Annotated in this window: 28 protein-coding genes, 1 tRNA gene and 1 pseudogene; 24 read left to right on the forward strand and 6 right to left on the reverse strand. The window is 70.0% G+C overall.

Features of this window, described 5'->3' with window-relative positions; translation table 11 throughout:
• Positions 1 to 163 precede the first annotated feature (163 nt).
• On the forward strand, positions 164 to 1,120 hold the full coding sequence (locus OG357_RS25595) for a sigma-70 family RNA polymerase sigma factor (RefSeq protein ID WP_329623378.1): 957 nt from the start codon (positions 164 to 166) through the stop codon (positions 1,118 to 1,120).
• A 445-nt stretch (positions 1,121 to 1,565) separates the two neighbouring features.
• On the opposite strand, the gene OG357_RS25600 is transcribed toward OG357_RS25595, so the two are convergent.
• Positions 1,566 to 1,931: a DUF6009 family protein gene (locus OG357_RS25600; RefSeq protein ID WP_329623379.1), complete on the reverse strand. Its 366-nt coding sequence runs from the start codon at positions 1,929 to 1,931 to the stop codon at positions 1,566 to 1,568.
• A 405-nt stretch (positions 1,932 to 2,336) separates the two neighbouring features.
• Between OG357_RS25600 and OG357_RS25605 the strand changes: the two genes are divergently transcribed.
• Positions 2,337 to 3,185: a DUF4238 domain-containing protein gene (locus OG357_RS25605; protein ID WP_329623380.1), complete on the forward strand. Its 849-nt coding sequence runs from the start codon at positions 2,337 to 2,339 to the stop codon at positions 3,183 to 3,185.
• A gap of 212 nt (positions 3,186 to 3,397) precedes the next feature.
• Here OG357_RS25605 and OG357_RS25610 read toward each other — a convergent pair whose 3' ends face one another.
• From OG357_RS25610 to OG357_RS25625, 4 genes and pseudogenes are all read right to left on the reverse strand, one after another.
• Positions 3,398 to 4,825: a hypothetical protein gene (locus tag OG357_RS25610; protein WP_329623381.1), complete on the reverse strand. Its 1,428-nt coding sequence runs from the start codon at positions 4,823 to 4,825 to the stop codon at positions 3,398 to 3,400.
• A 221-nt stretch (positions 4,826 to 5,046) separates the two neighbouring features.
• Positions 5,047 to 5,204 (reverse strand): annotated as a pseudogene (locus OG357_RS25615) (L-serine ammonia-lyase, iron-sulfur-dependent, subunit alpha); the annotation flags it as partial.
• A 945-nt stretch (positions 5,205 to 6,149) separates the two neighbouring features.
• A complete protein-coding gene (locus OG357_RS25620) occupies positions 6,150 to 6,854 on the reverse strand; it encodes an HAD family hydrolase (RefSeq protein WP_329623382.1) in 705 nt (234 codons plus the stop codon).
• Positions 6,844 to 7,710, reverse strand: coding sequence for a winged helix-turn-helix domain-containing protein (locus tag OG357_RS25625; RefSeq protein ID WP_329623383.1), 867 nt, complete (start codon positions 7,708 to 7,710; stop codon positions 6,844 to 6,846). Before OG357_RS25625 ends, OG357_RS25620 begins: the two co-directional genes overlap by 11 nt.
• A 781-nt stretch (positions 7,711 to 8,491) precedes the next feature.
• Between OG357_RS25625 and OG357_RS25630 the strand changes: the two genes are divergently transcribed.
• From OG357_RS25630 to OG357_RS25725, 20 genes are all read left to right on the forward strand, one after another.
• Positions 8,492 to 8,875 (forward strand): hypothetical protein, encoded by a 384-nt coding sequence (locus OG357_RS25630; RefSeq protein WP_329623384.1) that lies wholly within the window; start codon positions 8,492 to 8,494, stop codon positions 8,873 to 8,875.
• Complete coding sequence (locus OG357_RS25635) at positions 8,872 to 9,075, forward strand: hypothetical protein (protein ID WP_329623385.1); 204 nt, start codon at positions 8,872 to 8,874, stop codon at positions 9,073 to 9,075. Before OG357_RS25630 ends, OG357_RS25635 begins: the two co-directional genes overlap by 4 nt.
• A complete protein-coding gene (locus OG357_RS25640; RefSeq protein WP_329623386.1) occupies positions 9,072 to 10,187 on the forward strand; it encodes a hypothetical protein in 1,116 nt (371 codons plus the stop codon). Before OG357_RS25635 ends, OG357_RS25640 begins: the two co-directional genes overlap by 4 nt.
• A gap of 42 nt (positions 10,188 to 10,229) precedes the next feature.
• Positions 10,230 to 10,763, forward strand: coding sequence for a hypothetical protein (locus OG357_RS25645; protein ID WP_329623387.1), 534 nt, complete (start codon positions 10,230 to 10,232; stop codon positions 10,761 to 10,763).
• Positions 10,763 to 10,948: a hypothetical protein gene (locus tag OG357_RS25650; protein WP_329623388.1), complete on the forward strand. Its 186-nt coding sequence runs from the start codon at positions 10,763 to 10,765 to the stop codon at positions 10,946 to 10,948. The genes OG357_RS25645 and OG357_RS25650 overlap by 1 nt, the downstream gene beginning before the upstream one ends.
• A 58-nt stretch (positions 10,949 to 11,006) precedes the next feature.
• Positions 11,007 to 13,211: a hypothetical protein gene (locus OG357_RS25655; RefSeq protein WP_329623389.1), complete on the forward strand. Its 2,205-nt coding sequence runs from the start codon at positions 11,007 to 11,009 to the stop codon at positions 13,209 to 13,211.
• Positions 13,212 to 13,499: 288 nt separating this feature from the next.
• The gene (locus tag OG357_RS25660) at positions 13,500 to 13,700 is read left to right on the forward strand and encodes a hypothetical protein (protein ID WP_329623390.1); all 201 of its coding nucleotides are present in this window, start codon (positions 13,500 to 13,502) and stop codon (positions 13,698 to 13,700) included.
• A gap of 124 nt (positions 13,701 to 13,824) precedes the next feature.
• Positions 13,825 to 14,229: a hypothetical protein gene (locus tag OG357_RS25665; protein ID WP_329623391.1), complete on the forward strand. Its 405-nt coding sequence runs from the start codon at positions 13,825 to 13,827 to the stop codon at positions 14,227 to 14,229.
• Between the two features lie 89 nt (positions 14,230 to 14,318).
• Positions 14,319 to 14,507, forward strand: a complete 189-nt coding sequence (locus OG357_RS25670) for a hypothetical protein (RefSeq protein WP_329623392.1) — start codon at positions 14,319 to 14,321, stop codon at positions 14,505 to 14,507.
• 92 nt (positions 14,508 to 14,599) lie between these two features.
• Positions 14,600 to 14,773: a hypothetical protein gene (locus tag OG357_RS25675; RefSeq protein WP_329623393.1), complete on the forward strand. Its 174-nt coding sequence runs from the start codon at positions 14,600 to 14,602 to the stop codon at positions 14,771 to 14,773.
• A gap of 100 nt (positions 14,774 to 14,873) precedes the next feature.
• Positions 14,874 to 15,470 (forward strand): DUF6197 family protein, encoded by a 597-nt coding sequence (locus tag OG357_RS25680; protein ID WP_329623394.1) that lies wholly within the window; start codon positions 14,874 to 14,876, stop codon positions 15,468 to 15,470.
• Entirely contained in the window at positions 15,467 to 15,733 is a 267-nt protein-coding gene (locus tag OG357_RS25685) for a hypothetical protein (protein ID WP_329623395.1), read from the forward strand. The genes OG357_RS25680 and OG357_RS25685 overlap by 4 nt, the downstream gene beginning before the upstream one ends.
• A 2-nt stretch (positions 15,734 to 15,735) precedes the next feature.
• Positions 15,736 to 16,257: a DUF6919 domain-containing protein gene (locus OG357_RS25690; RefSeq protein ID WP_329623396.1), complete on the forward strand. Its 522-nt coding sequence runs from the start codon at positions 15,736 to 15,738 to the stop codon at positions 16,255 to 16,257.
• Positions 16,258 to 16,270: 13 nt separating this feature from the next.
• Entirely contained in the window at positions 16,271 to 16,564 is a 294-nt protein-coding gene (locus OG357_RS25695) for a hypothetical protein (protein ID WP_329623397.1), read from the forward strand.
• A gap of 11 nt (positions 16,565 to 16,575) precedes the next feature.
• Positions 16,576 to 16,890: a DUF7739 domain-containing protein gene (locus tag OG357_RS25700; protein WP_329623398.1), complete on the forward strand. Its 315-nt coding sequence runs from the start codon at positions 16,576 to 16,578 to the stop codon at positions 16,888 to 16,890.
• Between the two features lie 543 nt (positions 16,891 to 17,433).
• Positions 17,434 to 18,336 carry a bifunctional DNA primase/polymerase gene (locus OG357_RS25705; RefSeq protein WP_329623399.1) on the forward strand — a complete coding sequence of 301 codons (903 nt, stop codon included), beginning with the start codon at positions 17,434 to 17,436 and terminating at the stop codon, positions 18,334 to 18,336.
• 32 nt (positions 18,337 to 18,368) lie between these two features.
• Complete coding sequence (locus OG357_RS25710; protein ID WP_329623400.1) at positions 18,369 to 18,623, forward strand: hypothetical protein; 255 nt, start codon at positions 18,369 to 18,371, stop codon at positions 18,621 to 18,623.
• On the forward strand, positions 18,620 to 20,008 hold the full coding sequence (locus OG357_RS25715) for a DNA primase family protein (protein ID WP_329623401.1): 1,389 nt from the start codon (positions 18,620 to 18,622) through the stop codon (positions 20,006 to 20,008). Before OG357_RS25710 ends, OG357_RS25715 begins: the two co-directional genes overlap by 4 nt.
• A gap of 72 nt (positions 20,009 to 20,080) precedes the next feature.
• A complete protein-coding gene (locus tag OG357_RS25720; RefSeq protein WP_329623402.1) occupies positions 20,081 to 20,278 on the forward strand; it encodes a helix-turn-helix transcriptional regulator in 198 nt (65 codons plus the stop codon).
• Entirely contained in the window at positions 20,278 to 21,678 is a 1,401-nt protein-coding gene (locus OG357_RS25725; RefSeq protein WP_329623403.1) for a tyrosine-type recombinase/integrase, read from the forward strand. The genes OG357_RS25720 and OG357_RS25725 overlap by 1 nt, the downstream gene beginning before the upstream one ends.
• A gap of 167 nt (positions 21,679 to 21,845) precedes the next feature.
• On the opposite strand, the gene OG357_RS25730 is transcribed toward OG357_RS25725, so the two are convergent.
• Positions 21,846 to 21,918, reverse strand: a tRNA-Arg gene (locus tag OG357_RS25730).
• A 303-nt stretch (positions 21,919 to 22,221) separates the two neighbouring features.
• On the opposite strand from OG357_RS25730, the gene OG357_RS25735 reads away from it, so the two are divergent.
• On the forward strand, positions 22,222 to 23,856 hold the full coding sequence (locus tag OG357_RS25735) for a dynamin family protein (RefSeq protein WP_329623404.1): 1,635 nt from the start codon (positions 22,222 to 22,224) through the stop codon (positions 23,854 to 23,856).
• A gap of 1 nt (position 23,857) precedes the next feature.
• Positions 23,858 to 25,663 carry a GTPase gene (locus OG357_RS25740; RefSeq protein WP_443066729.1) on the forward strand — a complete coding sequence of 602 codons (1,806 nt, stop codon included), beginning with the start codon at positions 23,858 to 23,860 and terminating at the stop codon, positions 25,661 to 25,663.
• The last annotated feature ends 41 nt before the right edge of the window (positions 25,664 to 25,704 follow it).

Genomic DNA, 25,704 nt, shown 5'->3' on the forward strand with positions numbered 1-25,704 from the left:
GCCGACGCCCCTACCGCCACCGTCGAAGACGCGGCCGCGCAGCCGACCGCGCACGCGACGGTCTGACCCCCTCCTCGCCCACCGACCCGGCGCGCAACACCCCACCCCCGCAGGGCGAATGCCCCGAGGCGAGCCTTCCGCCACACCACTTAGGGTGGTCCGCATGGACAGCTCCGCCATCGATCGCTTCGACACCGGCCGGTTCGAGGCGAGCCGGAACAGGCTGGCCTCGCTTGCGTACCGGCTGCTGGGCTCCGCCACCGACGCCGAAGACGCGGTGCAGGACGCGTTCCTGCACTGGCAGGCCGCGGACCGGCAGCGCATCAAGGTGCCGGAGGCGTGGCTGACCAAGGTCGTCACCAACCTGTGCCTGGACCGGCTCCGCTCGGCACAGGCCCGCCGCGAACGCACCGCCGGCGCCTGGATGCCCGAACCGCTCCTCGACGGCGATGTGCTGCTCGGCCCGGCCGACACGTTCGTGCAGCGCGAATCGGTCTCCCTGGCCCTGCTGACGCTCATGGAGCGCCTGTCCCCCCACGAGCGGGCCGTCTACGTCCTGCGCGAGGCGTTCTCCTACGGTCACGCCGAGATCGCCGAGATCCTCGACATCACCGAATCCGCAAGCCAGCAGCACCTCCACCGGGCCCGGCGCCGCATCACCGCCGCGCGCCGCGGCGACGGCGAAGTCGACCCGGCATCCGCCCGCAGGATCGTCGAGGAGTTCCTCGCCGCCGCCGCCTCGGGTCGCACCGAGCGGCTGGTGGCACTGCTCACCGACGACGCGACCGCGATCTCGGACGGCGCAGGCGGCACGGCCGAGAAGCTGCTGCGGTTCGACACTCCGCAGCGCATCGCCGCTGTCGTACGGGCCGGCTTCAAGCCCACACCGGCGAAGCGGCGACTGGCCGGCGGCACACCGGCCATCCACTACGCGGTCGTCAACGGCGCCCCCGCCATCCTGTTCGTCCTCGCCGACCGGGTCATCGGCGCCGTGACGTTCGACATCGCGGGCGGCAGGATCGCAACCGTGCGCGGCATCGCCGCCCCCGCCCGCCTCGTCCGCCTCACCGAAGCCTGGCGGGAGCACGGACCGGACACGCCACTCGTCGCCCAGTGGTGACCCGCCGCCGACCGCGACACCCACGCTGAACAGCGAAAAGACCCTCCCGAAGGAGGGTCTTTCGTCGTGCGCCCCCGGCAGGACTCGAACCTGCGGCCAAGTGCTTAGAAGGGACTTGGCCGCAGCAGCGACCCTAGGCCGCTGACCAGGGACTTCGTTGCTCTCTCATGCGCTCTCCCGGAGCCTTCCCCGCGCATCCACCGGAGGGCTTGATTCCGGGCGCTGGTAGAGCATGTTCAATCTAGTTTCTGAATTATCGTGACTCAAGCGACTCATCGCGTCTCAGTGCAGGTCAGAGGGGGTGCCCCCAAGGAGGGCATCGCGACTCATCGCGCCTCAGATCGCGACTCAGCCCGCAACGCAGAAGAGACCACCGCGCGCGGCGGTGGTCTCTTCTCGACTGCACCGGCAGCCGTCATCGTGGTGGTCCGCCCCGGATGCCCGTTCAGCCGGGCAGCGGGCCGCCCCAGGCGCGCTCGGTCAGCTCGCCCCAGACTCCCGGCGCGACCGTCCGCGGGTCGACGGCCTCACTGGGTGCGGACGTCTTGTACGTACCGTCGGGCTGCTCGGATCGGTCGTAGTCCTTCACCCAGAACACCCGGCGGACGAACCTGCCAGTCGTGTCTCCGCTCGGGGCATCCGACTTGAGCACGGAGTAGCCCACCCGCCGGCCCGTCCCGTGCCACCCCACCGGCTTCCGCCGGGTCGTGGACAAGCGAGCTACGGTCTGGCGCACGTAGTCGAAGCCACCCACGTCCTCGGTCCAGACAATCTGTTCCTCGTGCTCCAAATCCGCACGGTCCTTCGACAAGGCCCCTCCTGAACTAGACACGGTTGCCCCGCTGGGCACCCTCCCCAGGCCTTGCGCTTCGCATGCCTGACTCAGCTCGACACTGTCTTGAGGTCCGAGAAGGTCGATCGCTTCTTGTTGTGCAGGAAGTGGCTTCCAGGCGCCCTCAGTTGACACGACCCGAAAGCTGCACGGAGAACGTCTCTTAAGCGGTGGCCATTGGTGGACAACGGCCACCAATGGCGTCTCAAGCGTTACGACATGCGTCGGAGGGCGTGTCTTGCCCCTCAGGTGCACCGGCGTTGCCGTCACAGGCTGCCGTCAGAGTGGTCCCGGCGGCGGCGCCGGGACCAGCCTCGACGGAGCGACGACGGTACTGCGGAGATTTCGGTCGCCGAGCCGCAACATGGGTGTCACCATGTGCCGGTGAGCAAGCCCAAGAAGCACCACTACGTTCCGCAGATGTACCTGCGGAACTTCGCGGACGCGGACAACCGAGCGCAGGTCGTGCGGCTTGAGCAGCAAACCTCGTATGCAGCCCGGATCAACACCATCGCAGCGGAGAATCACTTCCACCGCTTTACCGTCGGTGGTGAAGAGACCCTGTACGTCGAGGAGATGGCCACCAAGATTGAAGGGCACGCGGCGCAGCCCCTGCTCAGACTGATCAACCCGCAGAAGCGCGTGTGGCCCCTTCCGGCCGACGAGCGGCTGACCCTCGCTATGTTCATCGCGTTCCAGTTCCTTCGTGTGCCGGTGGCGCGGGACCAATTCGAGAGCTTGGTCGCACAGCTGCCCGACGTCTTTGGCTTGACGCCGGTGGAGTTCGAAGACTTGGACATTCCGCTGATGCACGGTGCCTCGATGGTGGGCGATGCCTTGCCCGAAGGGGCAGGAACGCTGTGCAATCGGTCCTGGACTATCGTCGACTTCAAACTGAAGGCGCTCGCCACATCTGACGTCCCAGTCGTGGTACTACCCGACGAGAACGCCACGCTACGAACTGCCGCCGGCCTTATGTCGCCCGGCGGCCTCTACTTCCCGCTGGCCCGCCGCGCAGGGTTGTTCATCGGCCCACCTGGTACTAGCCCTCAGGCTGACCGCATCGTTTCGGGGAACGCACTGCTTGCCCGCTCATTTAACAATGCGACTGTCCAGTGGGCGCGCGACTGCGTCTTCCACCATCCCGAGGATGATCCGCTGCGCGGGATTGAGCTGCCGGGACCGCGCCGCGGAGAAGTCCGGTGGGAGGACATGAGCCGCCCCGATCACTGAGCGTTTCCAGAGTGGCCACTGATCGGGTGACGCCGGTGAGGTTGAGGTGAGGGCCGCAACGCACAAGGCCCCGTGCCGTTGGGGAGGTGTTCGAAGTCTCAACCGCAAGTGCGGCTCCAGACGAGCCCACTCTTCACCCGAAGGATCTCCCCGCCCCATGCCCCACGGAAGGAGTCCCCAGCAGGAGCGTCACGCGACCCATCGGACACGACCTAGGCGAACCAAGGCGGGGCTTCCTCTTCCGGAGGTTCTGCCGTCGGACTCGGAGTCGCGGAGGGAATCGGAGTCGCGGCGGGAAGCCGACTGTCCCCACCGTAGAGGGTCAGGGCGGCACCGTATTCCTGGCGTAGGTGCTCGAAATCGCCCGGGTCGACATGCTGGCCCGTGGCTTCCCCGAGGAGGCGATGGTATCGACTCAGGTTGTCCAGCCGAGAGCTCAGTCTGATGGCGGACCGAACGGGGCGCCGCAGCCACCAGGAGCGGATCAACTCGGCCGGACGGGCGACCAGCGCCTCGGCGTAGCCGCCCACGTCGAGCGGATTGGCGGCCGCGTTGACCACGCCGGGCACGATGTCGATGAGCTGGTCCACCGTGCCGGCCGCGGCTTGGTCGTGCGGGTCGAGGTCGCCGCGCAGGGCGTCCAGAGCCGCGTTGAGTCGATGACGGGCGGCCTTGGCGTCGCCCAGGGTCGAGCCGGACTCAAGAGACTGCTGGAGCTCGGCCAAGGCCCGACGGAGTTTGCGGTGCTGGTGGCGCAAGTCGTCCACGGCCATGGCGATGTCGCCGTGTGCGCGGAGGTGGTTGAGGAAGAGAGCCAGCGCGGGCGGCAGGTACAGCGGGGCCGGGTTCTCGTCCTCGTACACCTCGTCCACGGTCGTACGGAAGGAGTCGGCGACGACCTCGTAGACGCGGTCCTGGACGGTGCGGCGCACGTGATCCGTGATGAGGTGGTAGGCCGGTAGCCGGTGGAGGGACGGCAGGAACGGAATGCGGAGATGGGCGGAGACGCGCCAGTAGGCGAAGGTGCGCAGCTGCGAAACGCCTCCGTATATCGCGCCGCTGTGGAAGTAGCCGATATTGTTGAGCATGGTCCAGCCGAGCGTGCGCAACGGATCGGACTGGAGCTCGGGGCGCGAGGACCGGATGCAGCCGGCGGAGAGATTACCCTCCACCTCGCCGCGCATGAGCGAAGCGATCCCCCGGCCACGAGGATTCGTGGATTCTCCGGACTCGTCCGGGTGGGCGAGCAGGAGGCGGACACTGTTGGCCACGTCTTCTCCGGACGCGAGTTCGTGTGGGTTCCAGGGCTCCTGGAAGGTTTCCGCGTCGCGCAGGAACCCGGTGAGTTCGTCTGCGATGTTCGCTGAGAGAGCGTGGGTGTCGACAGGTCGGAGGATGCGACGGTCGAGCAGGACTTGTCGCAGGGGCAGTGTGTCGGCGTCGTGTGGAAGCTGCGCGTCGAGGACGTAGAGCTCGTCGTAGAGCAGCAGCGCGTCAAGCAGCGTCGCCAAGTGGACCAGACGCTCGGCCGTGTCAGGCGTCCTCGCCAGCGGCAGACGCATCCCCATCTCCATCTCGGGCGCGTCAGCGCCCAACAGGAGCCGCGCTGCCTCACACAGCATCGTCTGGTCGATCAGCACTCGACTGGGCTTCGAGGTTGCCACGTCGTCTCCCCCTGCGATGACCGGCCGGACTCACCCGCCCATCTTGCACGATGTCTTCCCGCTCAACTCGCAATTTGGCCCGGTGCGTTCGCCGTCCTCGACAGGCAAGCGGCGTGAGGGGGAGCAGTGTTGACGGATACCTTCTGTCGTCGCCACGCGTGGCCAGACTCGCACCGTGACAGCCTTGACCCCCGCCAAACGCCGAGGTTGTGCTCCATGCCGATCTCGACGGCGTTCTCGACCTGCTCAGAGGTGCCGCCAAAGGCCTCGCGAGGGCGCCGGCCGCCATCGAGCAGGCCGAGCCGACTTTGGCCTGGCAGCCGACCGCGGCGCCGGAGATTGAGGCCCCAGCACGGTCGTGGCGGCCGAAGCGCAGCTCGTCGCCGAAGCCGACGAGTGCCCTGGTCTTCACCTAGGGCGGCTACCTGTCCTGGGTGGAGGTCTGTTCATGGAGCGACGACATCGAAGTGACACTGGCGCCAGCAGGACATCACGCGAGCGCGTCGTCGTCACGACCGGGCCAAGCGAGGGTGATCCCGCCCCGCTCGCTTATGCAGGATGATGAAATCCTGCGAATCCGCTATAGGTGCCGCTACTGAAGGGTCTCAGAACTCCGCTGACGATTATATTTACGGTGCCACTTTTCACGACTACGAGTGTCGAAATGTATCGCCAAACGGCCACATCGCCAGTTCTCAGGCCTGTCAGGCTTGTCGGAATTCCCGGAACCGAAAGTCCAGAGCCAGAGTATGCGGCACTGACGCTACTGCCATTGAATGACCTATCCAACGCCGTCGCGACAATTGAGGAGACGACTTGCGTGGACCCGTCAGGGAATCGATACAACACACTGCTGGTGCGGTGGATGGATAACTGGTGCGCCGAGCCGCTGGGGATCTGTGCGTTGGCTGGAGCTGTCGAGGTAGCGATGCACACAGTTCCGACAGACAGGGCGATAAGGAGCGCTCGCGCGCGAGAATCCATCATTCCCATTGTCCACCTTGCTATTCCATGAACAGGAGTAACCGGTCAGCATGCTGGGGCCCCCGCACCATACCAGTCATTCAGGGTTTGGTCGGCCGCAAGGTGCTCGAAACCGTAGCGAACGGGAGAGAAGTAGCCACCAAGAAGTGCACGTTCCGGCGCTCTGCGTCAGGGTGCTGAGTGCGCGATGAGCAGTGCCTTTCTTGTGATTCGAGTTTCGTGTGCTTTTTTGTGATGCGATAACGGCCGACCCATGATGGCTCAATCCTTTCCTTCATCGCTGCGGACGATCCAGAGGCGCCAGGGAACGCCACCCCTATGGCCTGTGTTCGGTCAGCTCCAGCAGGGCCTGCGCAACGCTGGTCATCCCGAGAACGACCACGTCCGCACCGGCGTCCGTCAGTGGCAGCTCCTTCGCTGGCTTGTTGGCAAAACCGATGCTTTTGGACGTCGCAGCTCGGGCCGCTTCGATGTCGGTCACAGAGTCCCCGATCAGGACGGTCCGCTCTGGAGCGGCCCCCAGCAGCGAGGCTGCTTCGAGCACGGGGTGCGGTGAAGGCTTCATGAGGTCCGGCCTCAGCACGGGACGGCCGACCACCCCATCGACCATGCCGAGGAGACCGTTCGACGACAGGTAGGCGCGGACGCACTCGGCCGAGTTGTTGCTCACGATAGCCACGCGTCGCCCCGACTCTCGCGCCGCCTTCATGGCCTCAGCGGCGCCCTCAATGGGCGGCCCGGCTACTCCGACCGCCCTGACTTCCGCCTGGGTCAGAGCCGCCTCTACAGCCGCGAGGGCGGCCTCTCCGCCCTGCGCTGAAAGTCGGTGTACCTCCATCGGGTCGTCCGTCGTACGCGCAGGGCGCTCCAACTCCGGGACCAGTCCGGCCAGCACGTCCGCGAGTTCGTGGGCCACGCCGGGGGCAGGGAGTCCTCGGAAGACGTGGCAGATGGGGCCGTCGAAGTCGAAGAGGATGGCGTCGCAGTCGGCCAGCAGGCCAGCCAGGTTGTCAGAGGGCATCCGAGTCGTAGTCCCTTCCGATCGTCTCCCACACGCTGTCGAACCACATCTGCGCCTGCTCCACCTGCTGAGCGCCACTGGACGAGTCACCCTCGTTCACGGAGTGGTGGAACAGGATCGTGTCCTTGCCCACGAGGTCGTAGATCTCGATGGCTTCCCCCTGCGCGATCACCTTGTTCGGCCGGATCGGGTAGTAGCCGAAGAACGCGTCGGCCTTGTTGATCACGTAGAGCTTGAAGAACTGCGTGCCGCTGTGGACCCGCACGCTCACGCTGCCCTCCTGCACAAGGCCGAGGTGCTCAAGCTCGCTGATCGAGTCCGCGATGCTGCGTGTGTAGCCGATCATGATGTCGTGCATGCGCGACCGCAGTCGCGGATCGTCTGCACAGTCCTCACGACGTACGGGCGCGGCCTGAGGAACGCCCATGTCGGGAACGAGGATCCGGATCCGGATGCTCGACGGGGTGAGTCGCCCGGTGCGAATCTTGTCGAGCGGCTCTTGCAGGGCACCGTGCAGGGTCTCGCTGGAGAACCCGGCGAAGTCGATGGTCACGTGTCGGCTGGCAAAGGCCTGCTCGACGTAGGGCCGCAGACCCGCCGGCCGCTCTGTTCGGCTCCGGACGAAGACCCCACTGCCCTTGCGTGAGACGACCAGGCCTTCGTCCTCCAGGTCCCGAATCGCGCGCTGGATCGTGGCGCGGGCGAACCCATAGTGCTCCGTCAGCTTCGCGTGCGACGGCAGCTTCTCCCCGGGGCCCAGCTTCCTGGTGCGGATCGCCGCGCCGAGACTGCGGGCCACCTGCTCGTACGGCGGTCGGTCGTCGTCCGGATCCAGAGGCTCAAGCACGAAGGTCATGCCCTCGATGCTACGGCCAACATGACTATTTGGACAGCCTGGATAGCCATGTATTGACGTGGCTATCCAGGCTGGCTACGTTGTTCTCGTGCCCACCGGGCTAGCCAGGTAAGTCAGGCTTGAGCGGGTGAGCTGTGCCTAATAGCGCAGGTCAGGGGGTGCGTAGCCCCGAGGAAAGCCCGCAAGGGTGAGTACGAAGGAAGCGCCTGTTGCTTGAGAACTGAACAGAGTGATCCACCGCAGCACGACGGCCGTGACAGCTCCGGCCGGTGGCGAGTGGAGATCAGCCGACTGAGACCGGGCCCGCGTCACAACCGGGCCCCACACCCCGTAGGGGGACACGCCATCGGCTCTAAAGACCCGCGTGGCACCTGCCCTGATCACCCCCCGAGAACCAGACCTCCTCGGGGCGAGGGGCACCACGCGTATCGGAGGTCTGAGCAACACGTCCCACCCCGCTGTTCGGGAGGTTGATGTGTACCAACGAAGTCCACGGGCGCCGATCAATGCTGGACCGGCATGACGGTCACGCCCGCTGAGTCCTCCTGATCCGCCGCCGTTTCGGCGCACCGGGCTAGCCGGTGATTCGCGGATGTCAGGTCACCCGCGCAGCGGTTGCTGCGGCCGGTTGCCTCCTCCGCCTGTCCGGGCCCCGATCGCGGGGCGCCGTACGGGCGGGGTTGAGGGGAGCCGGAGATTCCTGGTTCTGACGGCGGGAGGCCCCGGGGTTGCAGCCCCGAGGCCTCGGTTCGGGCCGTCCCACAGAGAGGAAGTACGACCCATGTCTGACGGTACCGCTGAGATGTACGCCGATTCGTCCGACCCGTTGCTCGCCGCCGTTTTCGCCGTCCACTCCGCCCGCCTGACCCGCGAGGTCTTCGCCGAGCTGGGTGGCGACTGGCAGCGGGCGGAGGACATCGTTCAGCACGCCTTCGAGGTGGCGCTCTTCATGCCGTCGAAGAGCAAGGCGGAGTCGCTCTCGGGTGTGAAGTACATGATCCGCCGCCAGCTCGACGAGGGCCTGGGTGAAATCGAGGAGCCGATCGAGATCCTCGACTCCGACGTGCCGGCCTTCGCGGCCGCCGAAAACGAGGTGGTCGAGGAGGACACCCCCGTCCTGGTGACGCTCGGACAGGTGTTGTCCGCACTGGGGGTGGCGGCATGAAGCGCCTGCCCGGTCAGTTCAGCGAGGCCTACGGCGACCCGTCCACCTGGACGCCGCAGCAGATCGAGCGGTACCTCAACGCCTGCGACGACGTGAAGGACATCTTCAACGCACTGCCGAAGGCTCTCGCGTTCGCGCAGGCCAACCCGGACGCGACCCCGGCCGAGATCGCGGCGCACCTCCAGGGAGGTGCCCGGTGACGGTCACCGAACTCCGCCCTCCCGAGGGTGATACGTACGCCGAGGGTCTGGCCCGCGCGGAGAAGGCGCAGGCGGAGGCCGAGGCCGCGCGGATCCGCAACGAGGCCGAGCGCCGCCGCCAGCAGCTCGCCGCCGACAAGGCGGAGGCGAAGGCGCAGAAAGAGATCGCCCGCGAGCTGGAGGCCGCCGAGGACGAGCGGCGCCAGCGCGAGGAGCAGCGCCGGACCGAGGCCGCGGCAAAGGCGAAGGCGAAGAAGTCCGCCGAGACGTGGCGGAAGTCGGCACTCGCGATCGCGGCCGTCTGCGTGGTCGTTTCCCTGCCGCTCCAGGTCCTGGCGTTCTGGGACCCGAACGCCTGGTTCCTCGTCGCCGCCCCGCTCGTCCTGGAGGGCGTGGCCTGGGCTCTGCTGAAGGGTGCGGAGGCCGCGATCGACGACGGCCGTCCGCCCTGGCACTACCGGCTTGGCGCGCTGCTCCAGGCGCTCGTCGCCGCGGGCATCAACTTCGCCCATGGTTCGGAGACTTACGGGATCGCGACGGGGATCGGCGGGGCGTTGTGCTCCGTGATCGGTCCGGCGATCTGGGACCTGCACGAGCACGGCCGGATCGCCCAGCGCGAGGGCCGCAAGACCCTCGCCCAGCGCCGCACGGAGAAGCGGGCGGCGAGGGCGGAGAAGGCCCGCGTCGCGAAGGTCAACGCGATGCGCCGCAGCAGCGACGAGGACGTGTGGGAGCGGGCGCTGTATCTGGCGGCCGCGCTCGGGGAGCTGGTCCCGAGCGAGAAGACCTACCGCCGTGCGTGGGACGAGCTGCATGGTGCGGAGGTCGGTTCGACCGCCGCCATCATCTCCGCGAAGCGCCTCGCCCGCCGCTCCGTACGCCTCGCCCAGAACGGCCCGCTGGACGGCCTGGAGAAGGGCGAAAACCCGCAGGTCGATTCCCAAATGGGCCCAGATAGTGACAAACCCTCCAAGGCTGCTTCGGAGCCTGGCGAGGACGGCCGGAAGAAGAACGGCGGGACGCCTCCCGTGCGCCGCCCCGGCACCACCACCTACGCGCCGATCGCCCGGCGGCAGATGTCGCTGGAACAGCTCCGCCCCGCTCAGGACTGAGCGCCCTTCACCCACCCCTGCATGACGTTCGAGGAGACAGCCATGCCCCGCATCATCCGCTCGCTCGCGCTGACCGGCGCCGCCGCCGTCGCCGTCCTGTCCACCGCCACCACCGCGACCGCCGAGACGCCCGAGCAGGCGACCGCGATCGTCGACCAGGCCGTCACCCGCGCCACCGGCACCCCGGTCTCCCTGCCCGACGGCCGCACCATGACCGTGACCGGTCTGGACACCGCCTCCTACCGGGCGAACGCCGCCCACACGGTCACGGTCGCCGACCTCGCGGCCGGCGCCCCGCAGTCGGGGGCCGCGCCGCAGCTCCAGCCCGGCGCCACCCCGCAGCTCCAGCCCCAGGCCGCCGCCGGGACCGGCGCGGTCGCGGTCGGCATCGTCCTGATGCTCGTCCTGGGGATCGTCCTGTTCTTCGGCATCAAGAACGGCAAGGTGTCCAAGGCCTGGGCCGGGGTCTGCGGAGCTTTCGGAATCACCCTCGGCTCCACCTTCGTCGGCCCGATGGTCCTGACGATCGGCGGCTCCGCGCTCGCCGCCGTCGGCCAGGTCCTCGGGTCCCTGTGATGGGCCGGGAGATCACCGACCCCGAGTTCATCGCCTACATGCGGGCCTTCGAGGAGTCGACCAAGCACCTCGGCTCCTGCCCGGCCTGCCAGAAGGGCGACCCGTGCAAGAGCGGCGCCCCGATCCACGCCGACTTCGAGACCAAGCAGGACGCGTGGGAGGCGAAGTCCACCCGCTGGAACTGACCACCACATCGCAGGGCGGGGCCCCGCGCCCCGCCCACCCTGGAGGGAGGAACCCCTGATGGCACTGGAGATGCGCCCCGACCGTGAGGACGAGGACATCATCGACGCGGAGATCGTCGAGGAGCCTGGCCGGATCGAGCGGGCGAAGGAGAAGGCCAAAGTCGGCTTCGACCGGCAGAAGGCCAACGTCGTGCGCCGCAGCGCGGAGTGGGCCACCACGAAGGACGTCGCCGACGCCGAGCTCGCCATCGAGATCGAGCGCAAGCGCCGGCGGGTCAGCGCCGAGGGCGACCGCGAGCTCGCCGCCCGAGTCAAGGCCCTGCGGACCCAGCTCCGTACGGCGACCGAGTACGAGGCGCCGGGCCTGCAGGACCGGCTGATGGTGGCCGAGTCGCAGCTCATGCTCCGGCAGGAGGCCGACGCCGACCTGATGAAGGTCTCGGGCAAGGACCTGATCCGGGCCCGGTGGGCGAAGAAGGCCACCCGCCTCGGCGGCCTCGCCGCGGGCGGCCTGCTCTTCGCCAATGGTCTCGCGGTCGAGCCCGCCCTCGGCCTGGCCGGTCTCGCCGCGCTGCCGGTCGGCTGGTTCTACCTCGCCCGCCCGTTCTCCACCGACCAGCTCCCCGCGGGCGGCCCGGTGGCCGTTCCGGGGCAGGCGTCTGGTGAGGCGGTACCGCCGACGTTTCTGCCGCAGACGCTCGCGGACATGTCCCGGGTCTCGCTCGTGAAGCGCGACGCGGGCCGGGTCCAGGGCGAGGCCGATCTCGTCACCGCGCTCGTCAAGGCCGGGATCATCTCCGAGGCCCAGCGCGACGAGACCCACCTCGCCGGGGTCATCGAGCCCGCCGGCCCCGGCTGGACCGCGACCGTCGAACTTCCGAGGGGCATCAAGGCCTCGGCCGCCGTGGCCAAGGTGGAGGAGCTGGCTTCCGCACTGCGGATCAAGAAGTCCCGCATCCAGATCTCCGCCGATACCTCCAGCGACGGGCACGACGGCCGGTTCGTCCTGTGGGTCGCCAACGCCGACAACCCCTACGGCACGGGGAAGGTCCCGTCCGCGCTGATCGAGGCGCAGGTCTGGAACTTCTGGGAGCAGGGCATCCCGCTCGGTCCGGACGCCCGCGGGGACCGGCACACCATGCACCTGCTGTGGTCCTCGCTGCTGATCGGCGGCCTCATGGGCTACGGCAAGAGCTACTTCGCCCGACTCGTCGCCGCGGCGGCCGCGCTCGACCCGACCGTCCGCGTCATCGTCATCACCGGCAAGACCGGCCCCGACTGGTCCCCGGCCAAGCACCTCGCCCACCGCTGGATCGCGGGCGCCACCCCGGAAATCATCCGGGAGGTCCTCGACGTCGTGAACGGCACCATCGGCGAGATGCAGGACCGGGGCACCGAGCTCGACCGCCTCTACGAGACCGACCCCGAGGCCGCCCCCGAAGGGAAGATCACCCCCGAGCTCGCCGCGAACGGCATGGGCCCGGTGCTCCTGGTCGTCGACGAGCTCCAGGAGCTCCTGGACGGCGCCGCGCTCGTCCAGGTCGCCATTGAGGACGACGCCACCGAGGGAGGTCGGACCAAGACCCGCTCCGGCCGGGACCTCATGGTCGAAGGGTTCGCCCGCTTCGTGCGCGTGACCCGCTTCGTCGGCGGCATGGGCGTGTTCATCACCCAGCGCCCGGACGCCGACTCCGTGCCGACCAAGCTCCGCGAGGTCTGCGCGAAGCGGGCCTCGTACCGGGTCAAGGGCGACCGCAGCGCCAAGATGGTCCTCGGCGACGACGCCGTCGCCAATGGCGCGGCCCCGCACCTGCTGACCGAGGACTCCAAGGGCGTCGTCGTCCTGGACCAGGGCGGCGAGGAAGGGCACCTCACCGTCAAGGCCGACGTCATCGACCTCCCGCAGTTCAAGGAGGTCTGCCTGCGCGGCCGCCAGCTCCGCATCGAGGCCGGCACCCTCACCGGCGACGCGCTGGAGTACGGGGCGAAGGACGCGGCGAAGGCCGCCGTCACCAGCCTGCTCACCGACTGCCTCGCCGTCCTCGACACCGCCGGCGTCGACCGGGCCCGCACCGAGCGTCTGGTCGAACTCCTCGCCGCCCACCGCCCCGACCAGTACGGCGAGCTGACCGGCGCCCAGCTCCAGGCCCGGCTGCGCGACGCCGGGGCCGGCACCACCCGCAAGCTCGGCCGCATAGACGGCATGGCCAACCCCAACGGCTACCTCCGCGAGCAGATCGCCGACGCCCACACCGGCAAATAGGCACAAACCACCCGGTCGCGAGGGTGGTCGACTCCCGGTCGATGCCCGAATCACCCCGGAATGCCCCCCGGTCGAAGAGAGTCCGAACCGGTCGACAGACCACCCTGGCCACCCTTGCGACCAGGTGGCAAACCGGGCCAAAACAGGCACCGACCGGGGGGTGACCACCCTCTCGACCACCCCGCAGACCGCCACAAACCCGACACCCCGTTCGGTGAACGGAATCGCCCCCGACACCTTCCGGCCGTGCCGACCGGCCAGGCCGGGCCCACCAGGAGGGAACAGCCCATGAGCACCCAGTACTACAACGCCGAGGTCCACGTCCGGACCGAGGCCGGCGACCTGGTCACCATCTACCACGACACGTCCGGCCCGGTCGGCATGTCCGCCTCGGAGGTCCGCGCCGCCGCCGAGAAGGTCGCCCTGGCCGAGGTTCCCGGCGGCAAGGTCGAGGGCTCCCGGGTCAGCACCGACGGCAAGCAGCGCTGATCAATCACCCGGGGCTCAGAAACAGGTACTGACCTCTGCACGAACCGGGGCGCCCCGCCCGCCTGGACAGCACCCGGGGCGCCCCACTCCACCCGGCACCACACCGATCCGGAAGGACCACCCCATGGCGCTCAAGGACCACTACCGCGCGACCCGCGGCGGCAGGAAGGACCTCCTCCGCGACATTCGTCCTGGCGATCACCTGTTCGTCATCAACGAGCACGCGGGGAACTGGGGCCCCGCGAGGACCTACAGCGAGTGGATCGTGACCGACAAGAAGGCCCCGTTCACCGGACACCCCCTGGCGCAGTCCCCCTCGCACGGCGGCTTCGACAGCGTCCCCAGCCTGCTGGCCAGGGAGCGCGACATCTACACCACGAGGCCGAACGTTCCGAACCTCGGTGTCCGGGACTCGCACAACGCCTTCAGCGACGTCGCGCACCAGGCTGCGCGAAGGGTCGCCGAGAAGCACGCCGAGGAAGCCGCCGCCGACATGGCCAGGCTCTACAAGGCCGTCGGACGCCGCTGAGCCCGACGACTGCCTGTCCGCCCCCGGGTCCACCACGGCCCGGGGGCGGGCGGGGAGTCGGGACAGACCCGGCCCAGGAAGGCCACGCCATGAGCAAGCCGAGCATCGGTGACCGCATCGGGTTCGCCCTCCACAACACCGGCGTCCGCGTCGCCGGAGCCAAGGGCGCGAAGGCAGCCGCCGTCCTCTCCGACGTCCTGATCGGCCGCCACCTGGAGGAGTGCGACGAGCGGTGCGGCGACTGCGGCGGGACCGAGGTCCTGCACAGCGACCACTGACCCCCAGTACACGAACGGGGCGCTCCCACCCGCCTGGACAGCACCGGGAGCACCCCACCCATCCGCGCACGACGAAGCACGCAGGAGAACCCATGACCCAGCGCACCGACCAGGAACTCGCCCAGATCGCCGTCGGAGCCGTACGGCTCGCCGGCGGAGACGCGAAGAAGACGAAGCGAATCCTCCTCGACACCGGTCTCACCGACGCCGAGCTCACCCGGGCGCTCCTCTACCTGGAGAGCAACCGCCCCATCCTCAACCGCTGACCCCGAGCACATGAACGGGGCGCTCCCACCCGCCTGGACAGCACCGGGAGCGCCCCTACCCCACCCGCGCACCGCGAAGCACACAGGAGGAACACCCGAGATGACCACGACCGTCACCCTGCCCGCAAGCCCGCCCGACACCGGGCTGGCCGACGACGCGGCCGCCCTGGTCGCCGAGATCGAGCGGTACCTCGCCGCCCGTACCCGCACGACCGCGCACCCGCTCGTCACCAAGACCACCGCCGAGCTCGTCGCCGAAGCCCTCGGCACCCCCACCACCCCGGCCGCGGCCGCACCCGTCCTCACCGCCCCGTCCCGCGCGCTGCGGATCCTCCCGGACTGGGTGCTGAACTTCCCGCTCCTGCGCCACCGCCACGGCGCCGGACGCCAGATCGCCGTCGCCGAGCACCTGGAGCTCACCGCCCTGGTCATCGAGCGCTACGGCTGGGCTCAGCGCTCGCTCCGGTCCACGTCCGGGCGCCGCTGCATCCTCGGTGCCCAGGCCGTGCTCTACCGCCTCGGCTACGGCGACGAGACCACCGCCCGCGCGGCCGGCGCCCGCCTCCAGGACGTCCTCGCGGGCAGGGGCATCACCCAGCCCTTCCCCGGCTGGAACGACGCGGCCGGCCGCACGGAGGGCGAGGTCCTCCACCTGATCCGCACCGCCGCCAACAACGCCCGCCGGAACGCCGCGTGAACGCCGCCGAGGTCCGCATCGGCTTATCCGCCCCCGGCGCCATCGTCATCGACACCGCCAACCTTCCCGCCCTGGCCCCCGACCGCGAGATCCGCGCGTTCGCCACCCAGCAGGTGCAGGAGCTCGACCGGCTCGCCCAGATCGGCTGGACCCGCATGGACATCGAGCTGCGCGGTCCCCACGCCACCGCCGTCATCCCGCTTCTGGTCCAGGGCCTCAAGGACCTGGACCACTACCCGGTTCTGTTCGTCACGGAGGACTGACCATGACCAGCTCCTGGCGCGACACCCGCACCATCGCCGACCTCGGCCAGACCATGGCGCTGTGGCTGGAAGGCCGCATCCCCTCCTGGCCCGGCTACGACGGCCCCTTCGGCCAGGAAGAGGAAGGCGGCGCCCGCCACCTCATCCCGACCCTCATCGCCCTGAACCGGGCCGGGTTCGTCACCACCAACTCCCAGCCCGGCGCCGCCGACCGGTTCGGCAGGCAGCGCGCATGCGTCGACGGCGTCATCCACGACCGCAGCCCGCTCCTCGGCCGCCTGCTTGGCCTCCAGGAGCAGGGATTCACCGTGCTCCGCGGCTGGCCGAGGCAGGCCACCGTCGTCACCGAGGACGACGGCCGCCCCTTCACCACGATCGGCGGGTTCCACCTGCGCCGAGACGAGACCACCCGTATGTGGCGCGGCATCGGCCGGCAGGCGCTGCGCGAGCTGAAGCAGCACGGCGCCGAGATCCACGTCATCGACATGCAGGGGGCCGCGACGACCGGCTCTGGACCGCACTGACGGGAGTGACCCAATGACCACCTTCACCCAGCTCACCACCGAGTACGCCGCCCGGATCGCCGACCTCATTGGCGCCTCCCGCAACCCCGCGGCCGTCACCACCGAGCGCGACCTCATCGCCCTCGTCCAGGACGCCGCCGACTCCCTGCGCGACTCCGTCCTGGAGGACCTCCAGGACGCGGCCGCCGACCTCGATACCGCCGCCTACCGCCTCACCGACGCCCTCGCCAGCCGTGGCACCGACCGGGACCTCCACCTTGCCCGGGCTGAGAGCCACATCCGCCTCGCCCTCGAACTCGCCAGCTGAAAGGGACCGACATGGGCATCAACGTCAGCCACGGCTCCAACCAGTGGGGCGAGGAACGCCGCTCCGCCACCTCCGTGGCCAACCTCGGCAAGCACCTTGCCCACGTCCTGACCTCCCGCGACTGGGACGTCGTCGCCGACCTGTTCGACGGCACGTTCCGCGACGAGGAGTACGTCCCCCCGGCCGAGGCCCGGCAGATCGCCGCCGTCCTGTACAAGGCGGCCGACCACCGGCTCATGCCGAGCGACTGGGGATCCGACGCCCGCCTCTTCGCCGACGCCGCCGCCCGCGCGGCCACCGCCGGCCAGAGCTGGCACTGGCGGTGACCGACGGGGCGGGGTCGCCGTAGCCCGGCCACGGCGGCCCCGTCCCGCTGGACCACCCACCGCTAGCCGCACCGAGCACCTGCAACCTCCGAGGAGACGCGGGGCCGCGCAGCGCTCCGGCGCCAAAGTTTCTGGACTTTCTGGACCCCCCTACGCACGCGGGCGCGCGAGCCCAGCTTCACCAGCCCCTTGCCCATCTGCCCCACTGCGGATCGCAGGTGTAACAGATTCGCCGGAAAAACGTACTAGGAGTTAAGGGTCTCGCCGCGAGACCCAGGCACATGCCCCTGACCTGCGGAAAGGGGCATCCGTGGAACCGGTGAGACCGTCCTACGCGCGCGGACGCGCGAGGTGTAACGAATCCGGGGCCCACTCCGTCCATAGCAATGCGAAGGGAGACGACCTGAATCACCGCGACCTATACGGGGACAACGCCCCTCGCTGCACCAACACCTAGCAATGGCTAGGGCGGGCCGCCTCTCGCCAAAGACTCGGCCCGCCCAGCCCTCCATCCCCTGTCAGAGAGAACTGGAGACATCCAGCATGACTCACGCCATCCCTATCCAGAGAGAAGACCGGACCGGCCGACTCGGCCTCGCCCTGCACCTGGCGGCCGGCGGGCTACCGGTCCTGCCCCTGCGAGTAGGGAAAGGACCGCTCGGCAACTGCCCAGACTGCGCCCACAACGTGTGCGGCGGACGGCCCAACATGAAGTCCCCCGGGCCCTGCCTCTGCCCGCGCCCGTGCCACGCCTGGGCCGCCGCCACCACCGACCCGCACGTCCTCGCCGCGCCCGCGTGGGCTACCGCCTGGCGCCACGCGGGGGTGGTCGGGTACCACCCGGGAGGTGCCGGGGTCACCGTGGTCGACCTCGACGACGGTGACGCAGTCGACTGGGCCCGCGCCACCCTGCCGCCGACCCGTACCGTGACCACGAACCGCGGAGAGCACTGGATCTACTCCGGCACCATGCGCTCGGTTAACCACGTTCGCGACGGGGTCGACATCAAATCCACGATGTCCTACGCGCGTTGGCTCGGCCCCGGTGTCGGGGCGATCGCCGTTCTGCCGCCGGTCGTCCTCATGCTCGTGGACAGGGAAGAGTCCACTCGGGGCCGCGCGGGGGTGGACTCTTTCTCCCTGGCCTCAGGCCGCTGGGACCGGAGCGTGGCCACCGGCTGTCGCCATACCGAGCGCTACGTCCTTACCGGCCTGAATCGTGGTCTCGCCCGCATCAAAGACCACCCCAACAAGGGCGCCGGAACGGCCGCGTACGGAGTCGCCCGGTTCCTCGCCGGCCAGCACACCCAGTGCCCCGGCCCCTGCGGCCTCGAGGCCATGGGCGAGCAGATCATCGCCGAGGCCGTCGCCGTCAACGTCCCCGAACCGTACGCCCGCCGCGCCGTCACCAACGGCATGGGCGCCGTCCTGGGAGCGACGACGTGACACCCGCCGACCGGCCTCAACCCCTTCGGGCCGTGGGCGCCTCGAAGGCCGTCGCCGAAGGCGTCCCCTCTAGCTCTGGTCCGCACCCGACCGAGGATCCCCGGATTGTCGCCCTGCTGCGGATCTCCGCGCCGGGACGGGACGCGACGCCCTCGGTGCGCTCGTGGTGCTCCTGTGGGCGGGACCTCGTGGCCTTCGGACAGCGCAAGGCCGCCGCGCTCATCGACGACCACACCCGCCACCGCTCCGTCTGCCCGCTGCTGACCGAGGGGAAGGAAGCCGCGTGACCGAGTCCGAGGAGCTTCCCTCGCCGTCCAACCCGCTTGCCGTCGCCCGCCGGATCGTTCCCGACTGGCACACGGAGGACGGACACCAGCGTCTGAGGCGTTGGCGCGGGTCGTGGATGCGGTGGACCGGGACCTGCTGGCGGGAGTACGACGAGCAGCAGATGCGCGCCGGGCTCTACCGGCGTCTGGAGCACGTCACCTTCTTTGCCGGCGTCGACAAGAACGGGGAGCCGGAGGTGCGGGAGTGGGCGCCGACGAAGACGAAGATCAGCAACCTGCTCGACGCGCTGAGCGCCATCACCTTCCTGCCCACGGACGTGGACGCGCCGTCGTGGATCGACGGCGAGCACGACCGCAACGACACGAGCCCCATCGTCGCCTGTAGCAACGGGCTGCTGCGGATCCGGGACCGGAAGCTGCTGCCCCACGGGCCCGGCTTCTTCAACTTGGTCTCCGTCCCGTACGACTACGATCCCGCCGCGACCGCACCCGCCTGGGAGGCGTTCCTGGCGGGGATCTGGCCGGAAGACCCCGAGTCCATCGCGGCCCTTCAGGAGTGGTTCGGCTACGTACTCTCCGGGCGGACCGACCAGCAGAAGATCCTGCTTATGAAGGGTCCCTCCCGCTCCGGGAAGGGCACGATCGCCCGGATCCTGAAGGAGCTGGTCGGCAAGGAGAACCTTGCCGGACCCACGCTCGCCGGCCTCGGCACGAACTTCGGGCTTTCCACCCTCGTCGGCAAGCCGCTCGCCGTCATCTCCGACGCCCGCCTGTCCGGTGACGGCGGCCAGGTCGTCGAGCGGCTGCTCACGATCTCCGGCGAGGACACCATCGACATCGATCGGAAGTACCGCGAGCCCTGGACCGGGAAGCTGCCGACCCGGCTCATGGTCCTCACCAACGAGCTGCCGAACTTCGGCGACTCCTCCGGTGTCATCGCCCGCCGGTTCATCGTCCTCAACATGACTGTCTCCTGGCTCGGCAAGGAGGACACCGAGCTGACGGACAAGCTTGCCGCGGAGATGCCCGGCATCATCAACTGGGCCCTCGACGGCCTCGCCCGCTTGGAGCGCATCGGCCGGATCACCGAGCCCGCGTCCTCGCAGGACGCAGTCACGATGATGCAGGACACCGCCTCACCCACGTCCGCGTTCGTGCGCGAGCGCTGCGCCACTGGCCCCGCCCGCGAAGTCCCCGTGGACGTCCTGTGGACCGCCTGGCGGGAGTGGGCCGAGGACAACGGTGTGAAGGCCATCGGGACCAAGCAGCTCTTCGGCCGCAACCTGCTCTCCGTCGTCCCCCAGCTCCACCGCACCCGGCCCCGCGACGTCTACGGCCGCCAGGTGGCCACATACGCCGGAATCACCCTCAACCCGACTTCCTGAGCCGCTTGAGTCGCGATGAGTCGCGACTCTGCGCAATGTCACTCCAACTTTTTCGTCCCGAGGAGGGACTCGATGGCTGGCATGGCCAAGGCCCGCGAGATGCTCACCGTCCCCGAGCTCTGTGAGGAGCTCGGCATTAGCAGCTCCACCTTCTACGACTGGCGCCTGAAGCGGCGCGCCCCCCGTTGCATCAAGCTCCCGAACGGAGCCATCCGCGTGCGCCGGGTCGAGCTTGAGATCTGGCTGAGCGAGCACGAGGACGCCGCTTGATGGACACGACGTACAACGTGAAGTTCTGGAAGACCGGCATCAACGAGGGCAAGAGGAAGACCACCTACACCGTCCGCTGGGAGTTGAACGGCCGGGAACAGCGCAAGACGTTCGTCACGGCAGCACTCGCCGAGTCCTTCCGTGCCGGGTTGGTGTCCGCGGCGCGGAAGGGAGAGGCGTTCAGCCTCTCCACCGGCCTGCCGGTTTCGCACATCTCCCAGGCGGCCGCCGTGACGTGGTATGACTTCGCGATCCAGTTCGTGGATCAGCTCTGGGCGCGGACGTCGGCGAACAACCGGCGGAACGTGGCGAAGGCGCTCACGCCCATCACGGTCGCCCTGCTCCGGTCCCAGCCCACGGCATTCAAGGGCGTTGACGTGCGCCGGGCCCTCCGTGAGTACGCCTTCAACACCCTCCGACGGGACCAGGCCCCGCCGGAGGTCGCTGTGATCCTGCGGTGGTTGCAGCGGAACTCGCTCACCATGGCGGCCTGGGAGGACGAGAGCACCGTGGAGACGGCGCTCCGGGCGGCCGGGACGAAGCTGGACGGGACTCCCGTGGCCGCCAGTTCGGCACGGCGGACCAAGCGGGTCCTGAACGTCCTCTTTGAGTACGCGATCAAGAAGAAGGTGCTCAAGGAGAATCCGCTCCCGAAGGGGAAGGGCGCCGGCGCCACCGCGGCCAAGACCTCCTCGGCCGTCGATAAGAGGTCGCTGCTCAACAAGGAGCAGGCCGCGAAGCTGCTCGGCTGGGTCTACGCCCGGCCGAGGGGTGGCCGGCGGCTGCATACCTTCTTCGCCGCGATGTACTACGCCGGCGCGCGGCCCGAGGAAGTCGTTGCCATCGACGTCGGAGACGTGCGCCTGCCCGACGCAGACGCCGACGACCAGTGGGGCGAACTGCTGCTCCACACCGCCCACCCCGAGGTCGGCAAGCACTGGACGAACACGGGGGAGGTGCGCGAGCAGCGCGGGCTCAAGGGACGGGCCGTCGACGACACCCGGACGGTGCCCTGCCGTCCCGCTCTCACCCGAATCCTTCGGGCCCACATCGAGACGGAGGGACTGAAGCCCGGCGACCTCCTGATGCAGGGGGAGAGAGGTGGGGACCTCGCCGGGTCCGTAATCCGGCGAGCGTGGCGGCGGGCCCGAAAGGAAGTGCTAACCCCCTACGAATTCGGGACCCCGCTCGGCCGTCGCGTCTACGACCTTCGGCACACCTGCCTGACGAACTGGCTCAACGCCGGCGTCCCGGCCGCGACCGTGGCCGAGTGGGCGGGCAACAGCGTCCCCGTCCTCCTTGCCACCTACGCCCGGTGCATCGATGGACAGCTCGACGACCTGAAGCAGCGGATCGAGGGCGCGGGGGAGCTGCCCGACCCTGCCGCGGCGGGGGTCTGAAAACTCCACCGCGTATTCACCGTGGCCACCCGCAGAAACGCGGGATGAGCCGGAGCCAGCCGGACACGTCACCTGCCCACCAGGAGGCGTGTCCGGCCTCGCGCCGCTTCCCTTGGACCTGCTCTGACCAGCAAAAAGACCCTCCCGAAGGAGGGTCTTCCGTCGTGCGCCCCCGGCAGGACTCGAACCTGCGGCCAAGTGCTTAGAAGGCACCTGCTCTATCCACTGAGCTACGGGGGCCGGGTGGTGGCCGTGTGGCCTGGAGGCCCTGGTGGGTGGGGTGTGGCCTGCCGGGACAAGGATAGGGCTCCGATCGCCTTGGCCCGGGTGCTTCACCTGCGTGGCACGATGTGGAGGTTCGGTGAAGCGGAACGATAATCGCAGGCAGGTGCGATTTGCGCAGCGGTTTTCACGCCGCTCGGGGCGGGTGTTGTGCACTCGTTATGCCTGTGGTCCCGGTCGCCCTTCCCTTCTCTCGGCGCGCAGGGCGCCTATACGCTTCAAAAACACTCATAAATTGGGCATTCTTCGCATGTGGTGACCTTGGACGAACGGCCTCAGCTGATCGACGCACTCTCCGCCCTGCGCGACCGTGTCGCCGCCGTGCGTCTCCCACTCCCCCTCCCCGGCGCATCACGCGCCCGGCAGACCCGGGCCGAGCTCCTCGCTCAGCTCGACGACTATCTGGTGCCCCGCCTGAAGGATCCCGACGCCCCCCTCCTCGCCGTCGTCGGCGGCTCCACCGGGGCCGGGAAGTCCACGCTCGTCAACTCCCTTGTGGGGCGGCGCGTCAGTGAGTCGGGGGTGCTCAGGCCCACCACCCGGACACCCGTGCTCGTCTGCCACCCCGAGGACCACCACTGGTTCGCCGGGATGCGCGTCCTCCCGCAGCTCACCCGCGTCTGGCTGCCCCAGGCCGACGAGGAGCACTCCACCGAGGAGCCGCCCGAGGAGAACGCCCTGCGGGTCGAGACCGCCGCCTCCCTGCCCCGGGGGCTCGCCCTGCTCGACGCGCCCGACATCGACTCCCTCGTCGTCGAGAACCGCCTCCTCGCCGCCGAGTTGATCTGCGCCGCCGACATCTGGGTGATGGTCACCACCGCCTCGCGGTACGCCGACGCCGTCCCCTGGCACCTGCTCCGTACCGCGAAGGAGTACGACGCCACCCTCGTCACCGTCCTCGACCGCGTCCCGCACCAGGTCATCGGCGAGGTCTCCCGCCAGTACGAGGCGCTCCTCGACAAGGCGGGCCTCGGCGACGTGCCCCGCTTCACCATTCCCGAGCTGCCCGAGTCCACCGACGGCGGCAGCGGACTCCTGCCCGACAGCGCCGTCGCCCCGCTGCGCGCCTGGCTCGCCCACCGGGCCGAGGACCCCGCCGCCCGCCAGCAGGCCCTCGGCCGGACCGCCACCGGGGTCATCGACTCCCTCGACAGCCGGCTGCCCGAGCTGGCCGGCGCGGTCGCCGCCCAGTACGCCTCCGCCGTCCGGCTCGGCGGCGCCGTCGAGGCCGCCTACCGCGAGCAGGGCAAGCGCGTGCGGCAGCAGTTGGGACGCGGCGCCGTCCTCGCCGGGGACGCCCGCACCCGCTGGCGCGGCTACCCCCGCGACAGCACCGCCGACGAACTCCTCGATGCCCTCGCCGAGTCCCTCGCCGCCCTCCTGCACTGCGCGGTGGCCGCCGCCGAGGAGCGCGTACACGACGCCTGGCAGCGCGATCCCTCCGCCGACGCCCTGGGCCCGCCGCGGGCCGGCGGCGACCGGGAGGCGGGGGAGCGGACCGGCGTGGAGGTACGCCGCTGGCGCCGCGTACTCGAAGAACTCGCCGAGGAAGAAGTGCGGAACGTCGAGCGGCCCTCCGGCTCCCGTTCTTCCCGCTCCTCCCGGGCCGCCCGCACCTCCGTCCCCGACGCCGAGACCGTCGCCGCCCTCCTCGCCGCCTCCCTCCTCGGCGGCCGGCGCACCCGGGCCGCCGGCGACCGCCTCGCCGAACTCCTCGGCGCCCAAGCCGCCCTGCGGCTGCGCGACAAGGGCGGCGAGCTGGTCCTCTCGTACGTCGACCGCGTCCTGCACGCCGAGCGCGACCGGCGCCTCGCCCCTCTCGACGGGCTCGACGTGACCCCCGAGCCGCAGGCGGAGCTCATCGCCGCGCTCTCCGTACTGCAGAAGGAGAAGTGACGTGGTGGATGACGAGCGAGGCCGTGGTCGTGGTCGTGAGAGTTGGGACGACGGGCTGATCGCCCGGCGGGCGAGTGAGAGGGCCGCCCTGGTGGAGGATCCGGAGCGGGATGTTCCGGAGGAGGATGCGCTGCCGCTCCTCGGCGGCAGCTACGGCGGCCCCCTCCGCACCCGCCTCGACGCCCTCCACGAGCTCGTCGGGCTCTCCCGCACCCGCGTCGAGAGCGAGGCCCTCGCCGAGGCCGGGCGCGTCCTCGACGAGGCCGCCGCCCGCCAGCGGCTCTCCTCCCGGCACACCGTGATCGCCCTCGCCGGCGCCACCGGAAGCGGCAAGTCCACGCTCTTCAACGCCCTCGCCGGCGTCCCCGTCTCCGAGACCGGCCTGCGCCGCCCCACCACCTCCGCGCCCATCGCGCTCAGCTGGTCCGAGGGCGCCGCCGGACTCCTCGACCGGCTCGCCGTCCCCAGCCGGCTGCGCCGCCGCCCCCTCGCCGGCGGCGCGGCCGACGCCGAACTCCAGGGCCTCGTCCTCGTCGACCTCCCCGACCACGACTCGGCGGTCACCGCCCACCGCGACCAGGTCGACCGGGTCCTCGGCCTCGTCGACGCCGTCATCTGGGTCGTCGACCCGGAGAAGTACGCCGACGCCGCCCTCCACGAGCGCTACCTCCGCCCCCTCGCCGGGCACGCCGAGGTCACCTTCGTCGTCCTCAACCAGATCGACCGGCTCGGCACCGAGGCCGCCGACCTCGTCCTCGACGACCTCCGCCGCCTCCTCGACGAGGACGGAGTGGCGCTCGGCGAACACGGCGAACCCGGCGCCACCGTCCTCGCCGTCTCCGCGCTGAGCGGCGAAGGAATCCCCGAACTGCGCGAACTCATCGGCCGTTTCGTCCAGGATCGCACCGCTCCCGAACGCCGGCTCGCCGCCGACATCGACGCAGCCGCCGGCCGGCTCCGCCCCGCGTACGTCGCCGACGGCCGCGCCGGCCTCGACGAGCGCGCCCGGGGGGACTTCGCGGACCGGCTCGCGGTCGCCGTCGGCGCCCAGGCCGCCGGAGAGGCCGCCGAGCGGGTCTGGCGCCGGGGAGCCATCCGCGCCTGCGGTACGCCCTGGCTGCGGCTCTACCGCTGGTACGAGCGGCTGCGCGCGCACGGCTCCACCGATCCGCGCCTCGACTCGCCCGCCGAGGACGAACTGACGGCGCGGCAGCGCGTCGAGCAGGCGGTACGGATCGTCGCCGACGAGGCCTCGCGCGGGCTCCCCACCCCCTGGGCGCAGGCCGTACGGGAAGCGGCGGCGCGCGGGGCCGAGGGGCTGCCGGAGGCCCTCGACGAGCTGACGGCGAGCATGGGCGACCCGGCCGCCCGGCCGCCCCGGCCCGCCTGGTGGCCCGCCGCCGTCCTCGCGCAGGCCGTGATGACGCTCCTGCAGATCTTCGGCGCGCTGTGGCTGGTGGGCCAGGTCGTGGGCGTCGTGGAGCCGGGGCTCCTTCCGCCGGTCGTCGTCATGCTCGGCGGCATCGTCGGCGGCCCGCTCGTCGAATGGGCCTGCGAGGGCGCCGTGAAGGGCCCTGCCCGGCGGTACGGGGAGGAGGCCGAGCGCCGGCTGCGGGAGGCGGCCGCGGCGTGCGGCCGGGCCCGGGTGCTCGACCCGGTGGCGGCGGAGCTGATGCGCTACCGGGAGGTCCGCGAGCAGTACGCGACGGTGGTCGGCACCCGGCCCTCGGCGCGGGTGGTCGGCGGGATCCGGTCCGGTGCGACGTCGCGGCTGGGGGCGACCAGGGCAGGCGTTCGGGGGCGGTAGCGGACCGGGTCGTAGCCACCGCTCGGCTCGACCGCTGGAAT

Source organism: Streptomyces sp. NBC_01255 (assembly GCF_036226445.1).
GTDB lineage: Bacteria > Actinomycetota > Actinomycetes > Streptomycetales > Streptomycetaceae > Streptomyces.

Coding starts and splice junctions, on each gene's coding strand:
- OG357_RS25700 (WP_329623398.1), top strand. CDS start 16,576: ATGGGCATCAACGTCAGCCACGGCTCCAACCAGTGGGGCGAGGAACGC.
- OG357_RS25625 (WP_329623383.1), bottom strand. CDS start 7,710: ATGACCTTCGTGCTTGAGCCTCTGGATCCGGACGACGACCGACCGCCG.
- OG357_RS25680 (WP_329623394.1), top strand. CDS start 14,874: ATGACCACGACCGTCACCCTGCCCGCAAGCCCGCCCGACACCGGGCTG.
- OG357_RS25695 (WP_329623397.1), top strand. CDS start 16,271: ATGACCACCTTCACCCAGCTCACCACCGAGTACGCCGCCCGGATCGCC.
- OG357_RS25620 (WP_329623382.1), bottom strand. CDS start 6,854: ATGCCCTCTGACAACCTGGCTGGCCTGCTGGCCGACTGCGACGCCATC.
- OG357_RS25720 (WP_329623402.1), top strand. CDS start 20,081: ATGGCTGGCATGGCCAAGGCCCGCGAGATGCTCACCGTCCCCGAGCTC.
- OG357_RS25665 (WP_329623391.1), top strand. CDS start 13,825: ATGGCGCTCAAGGACCACTACCGCGCGACCCGCGGCGGCAGGAAGGAC.
- OG357_RS25675 (WP_329623393.1), top strand. CDS start 14,600: ATGACCCAGCGCACCGACCAGGAACTCGCCCAGATCGCCGTCGGAGCC.
- OG357_RS25725 (WP_329623403.1), top strand. CDS start 20,278: ATGGACACGACGTACAACGTGAAGTTCTGGAAGACCGGCATCAACGAG.
- OG357_RS25645 (WP_329623387.1), top strand. CDS start 10,230: ATGCCCCGCATCATCCGCTCGCTCGCGCTGACCGGCGCCGCCGCCGTC.
- OG357_RS25690 (WP_329623396.1), top strand. CDS start 15,736: ATGACCAGCTCCTGGCGCGACACCCGCACCATCGCCGACCTCGGCCAG.
- OG357_RS25630 (WP_329623384.1), top strand. CDS start 8,492: ATGTCTGACGGTACCGCTGAGATGTACGCCGATTCGTCCGACCCGTTG.
- OG357_RS25595 (WP_329623378.1), top strand. CDS start 164: ATGGACAGCTCCGCCATCGATCGCTTCGACACCGGCCGGTTCGAGGCG.
- OG357_RS25635 (WP_329623385.1), top strand. CDS start 8,872: ATGAAGCGCCTGCCCGGTCAGTTCAGCGAGGCCTACGGCGACCCGTCC.
- OG357_RS25705 (WP_329623399.1), top strand. CDS start 17,434: ATGACTCACGCCATCCCTATCCAGAGAGAAGACCGGACCGGCCGACTC.
- OG357_RS25655 (WP_329623389.1), top strand. CDS start 11,007: ATGGCACTGGAGATGCGCCCCGACCGTGAGGACGAGGACATCATCGAC.
- OG357_RS25660 (WP_329623390.1), top strand. CDS start 13,500: ATGAGCACCCAGTACTACAACGCCGAGGTCCACGTCCGGACCGAGGCC.
- OG357_RS25650 (WP_329623388.1), top strand. CDS start 10,763: ATGGGCCGGGAGATCACCGACCCCGAGTTCATCGCCTACATGCGGGCC.
- OG357_RS25670 (WP_329623392.1), top strand. CDS start 14,319: ATGAGCAAGCCGAGCATCGGTGACCGCATCGGGTTCGCCCTCCACAAC.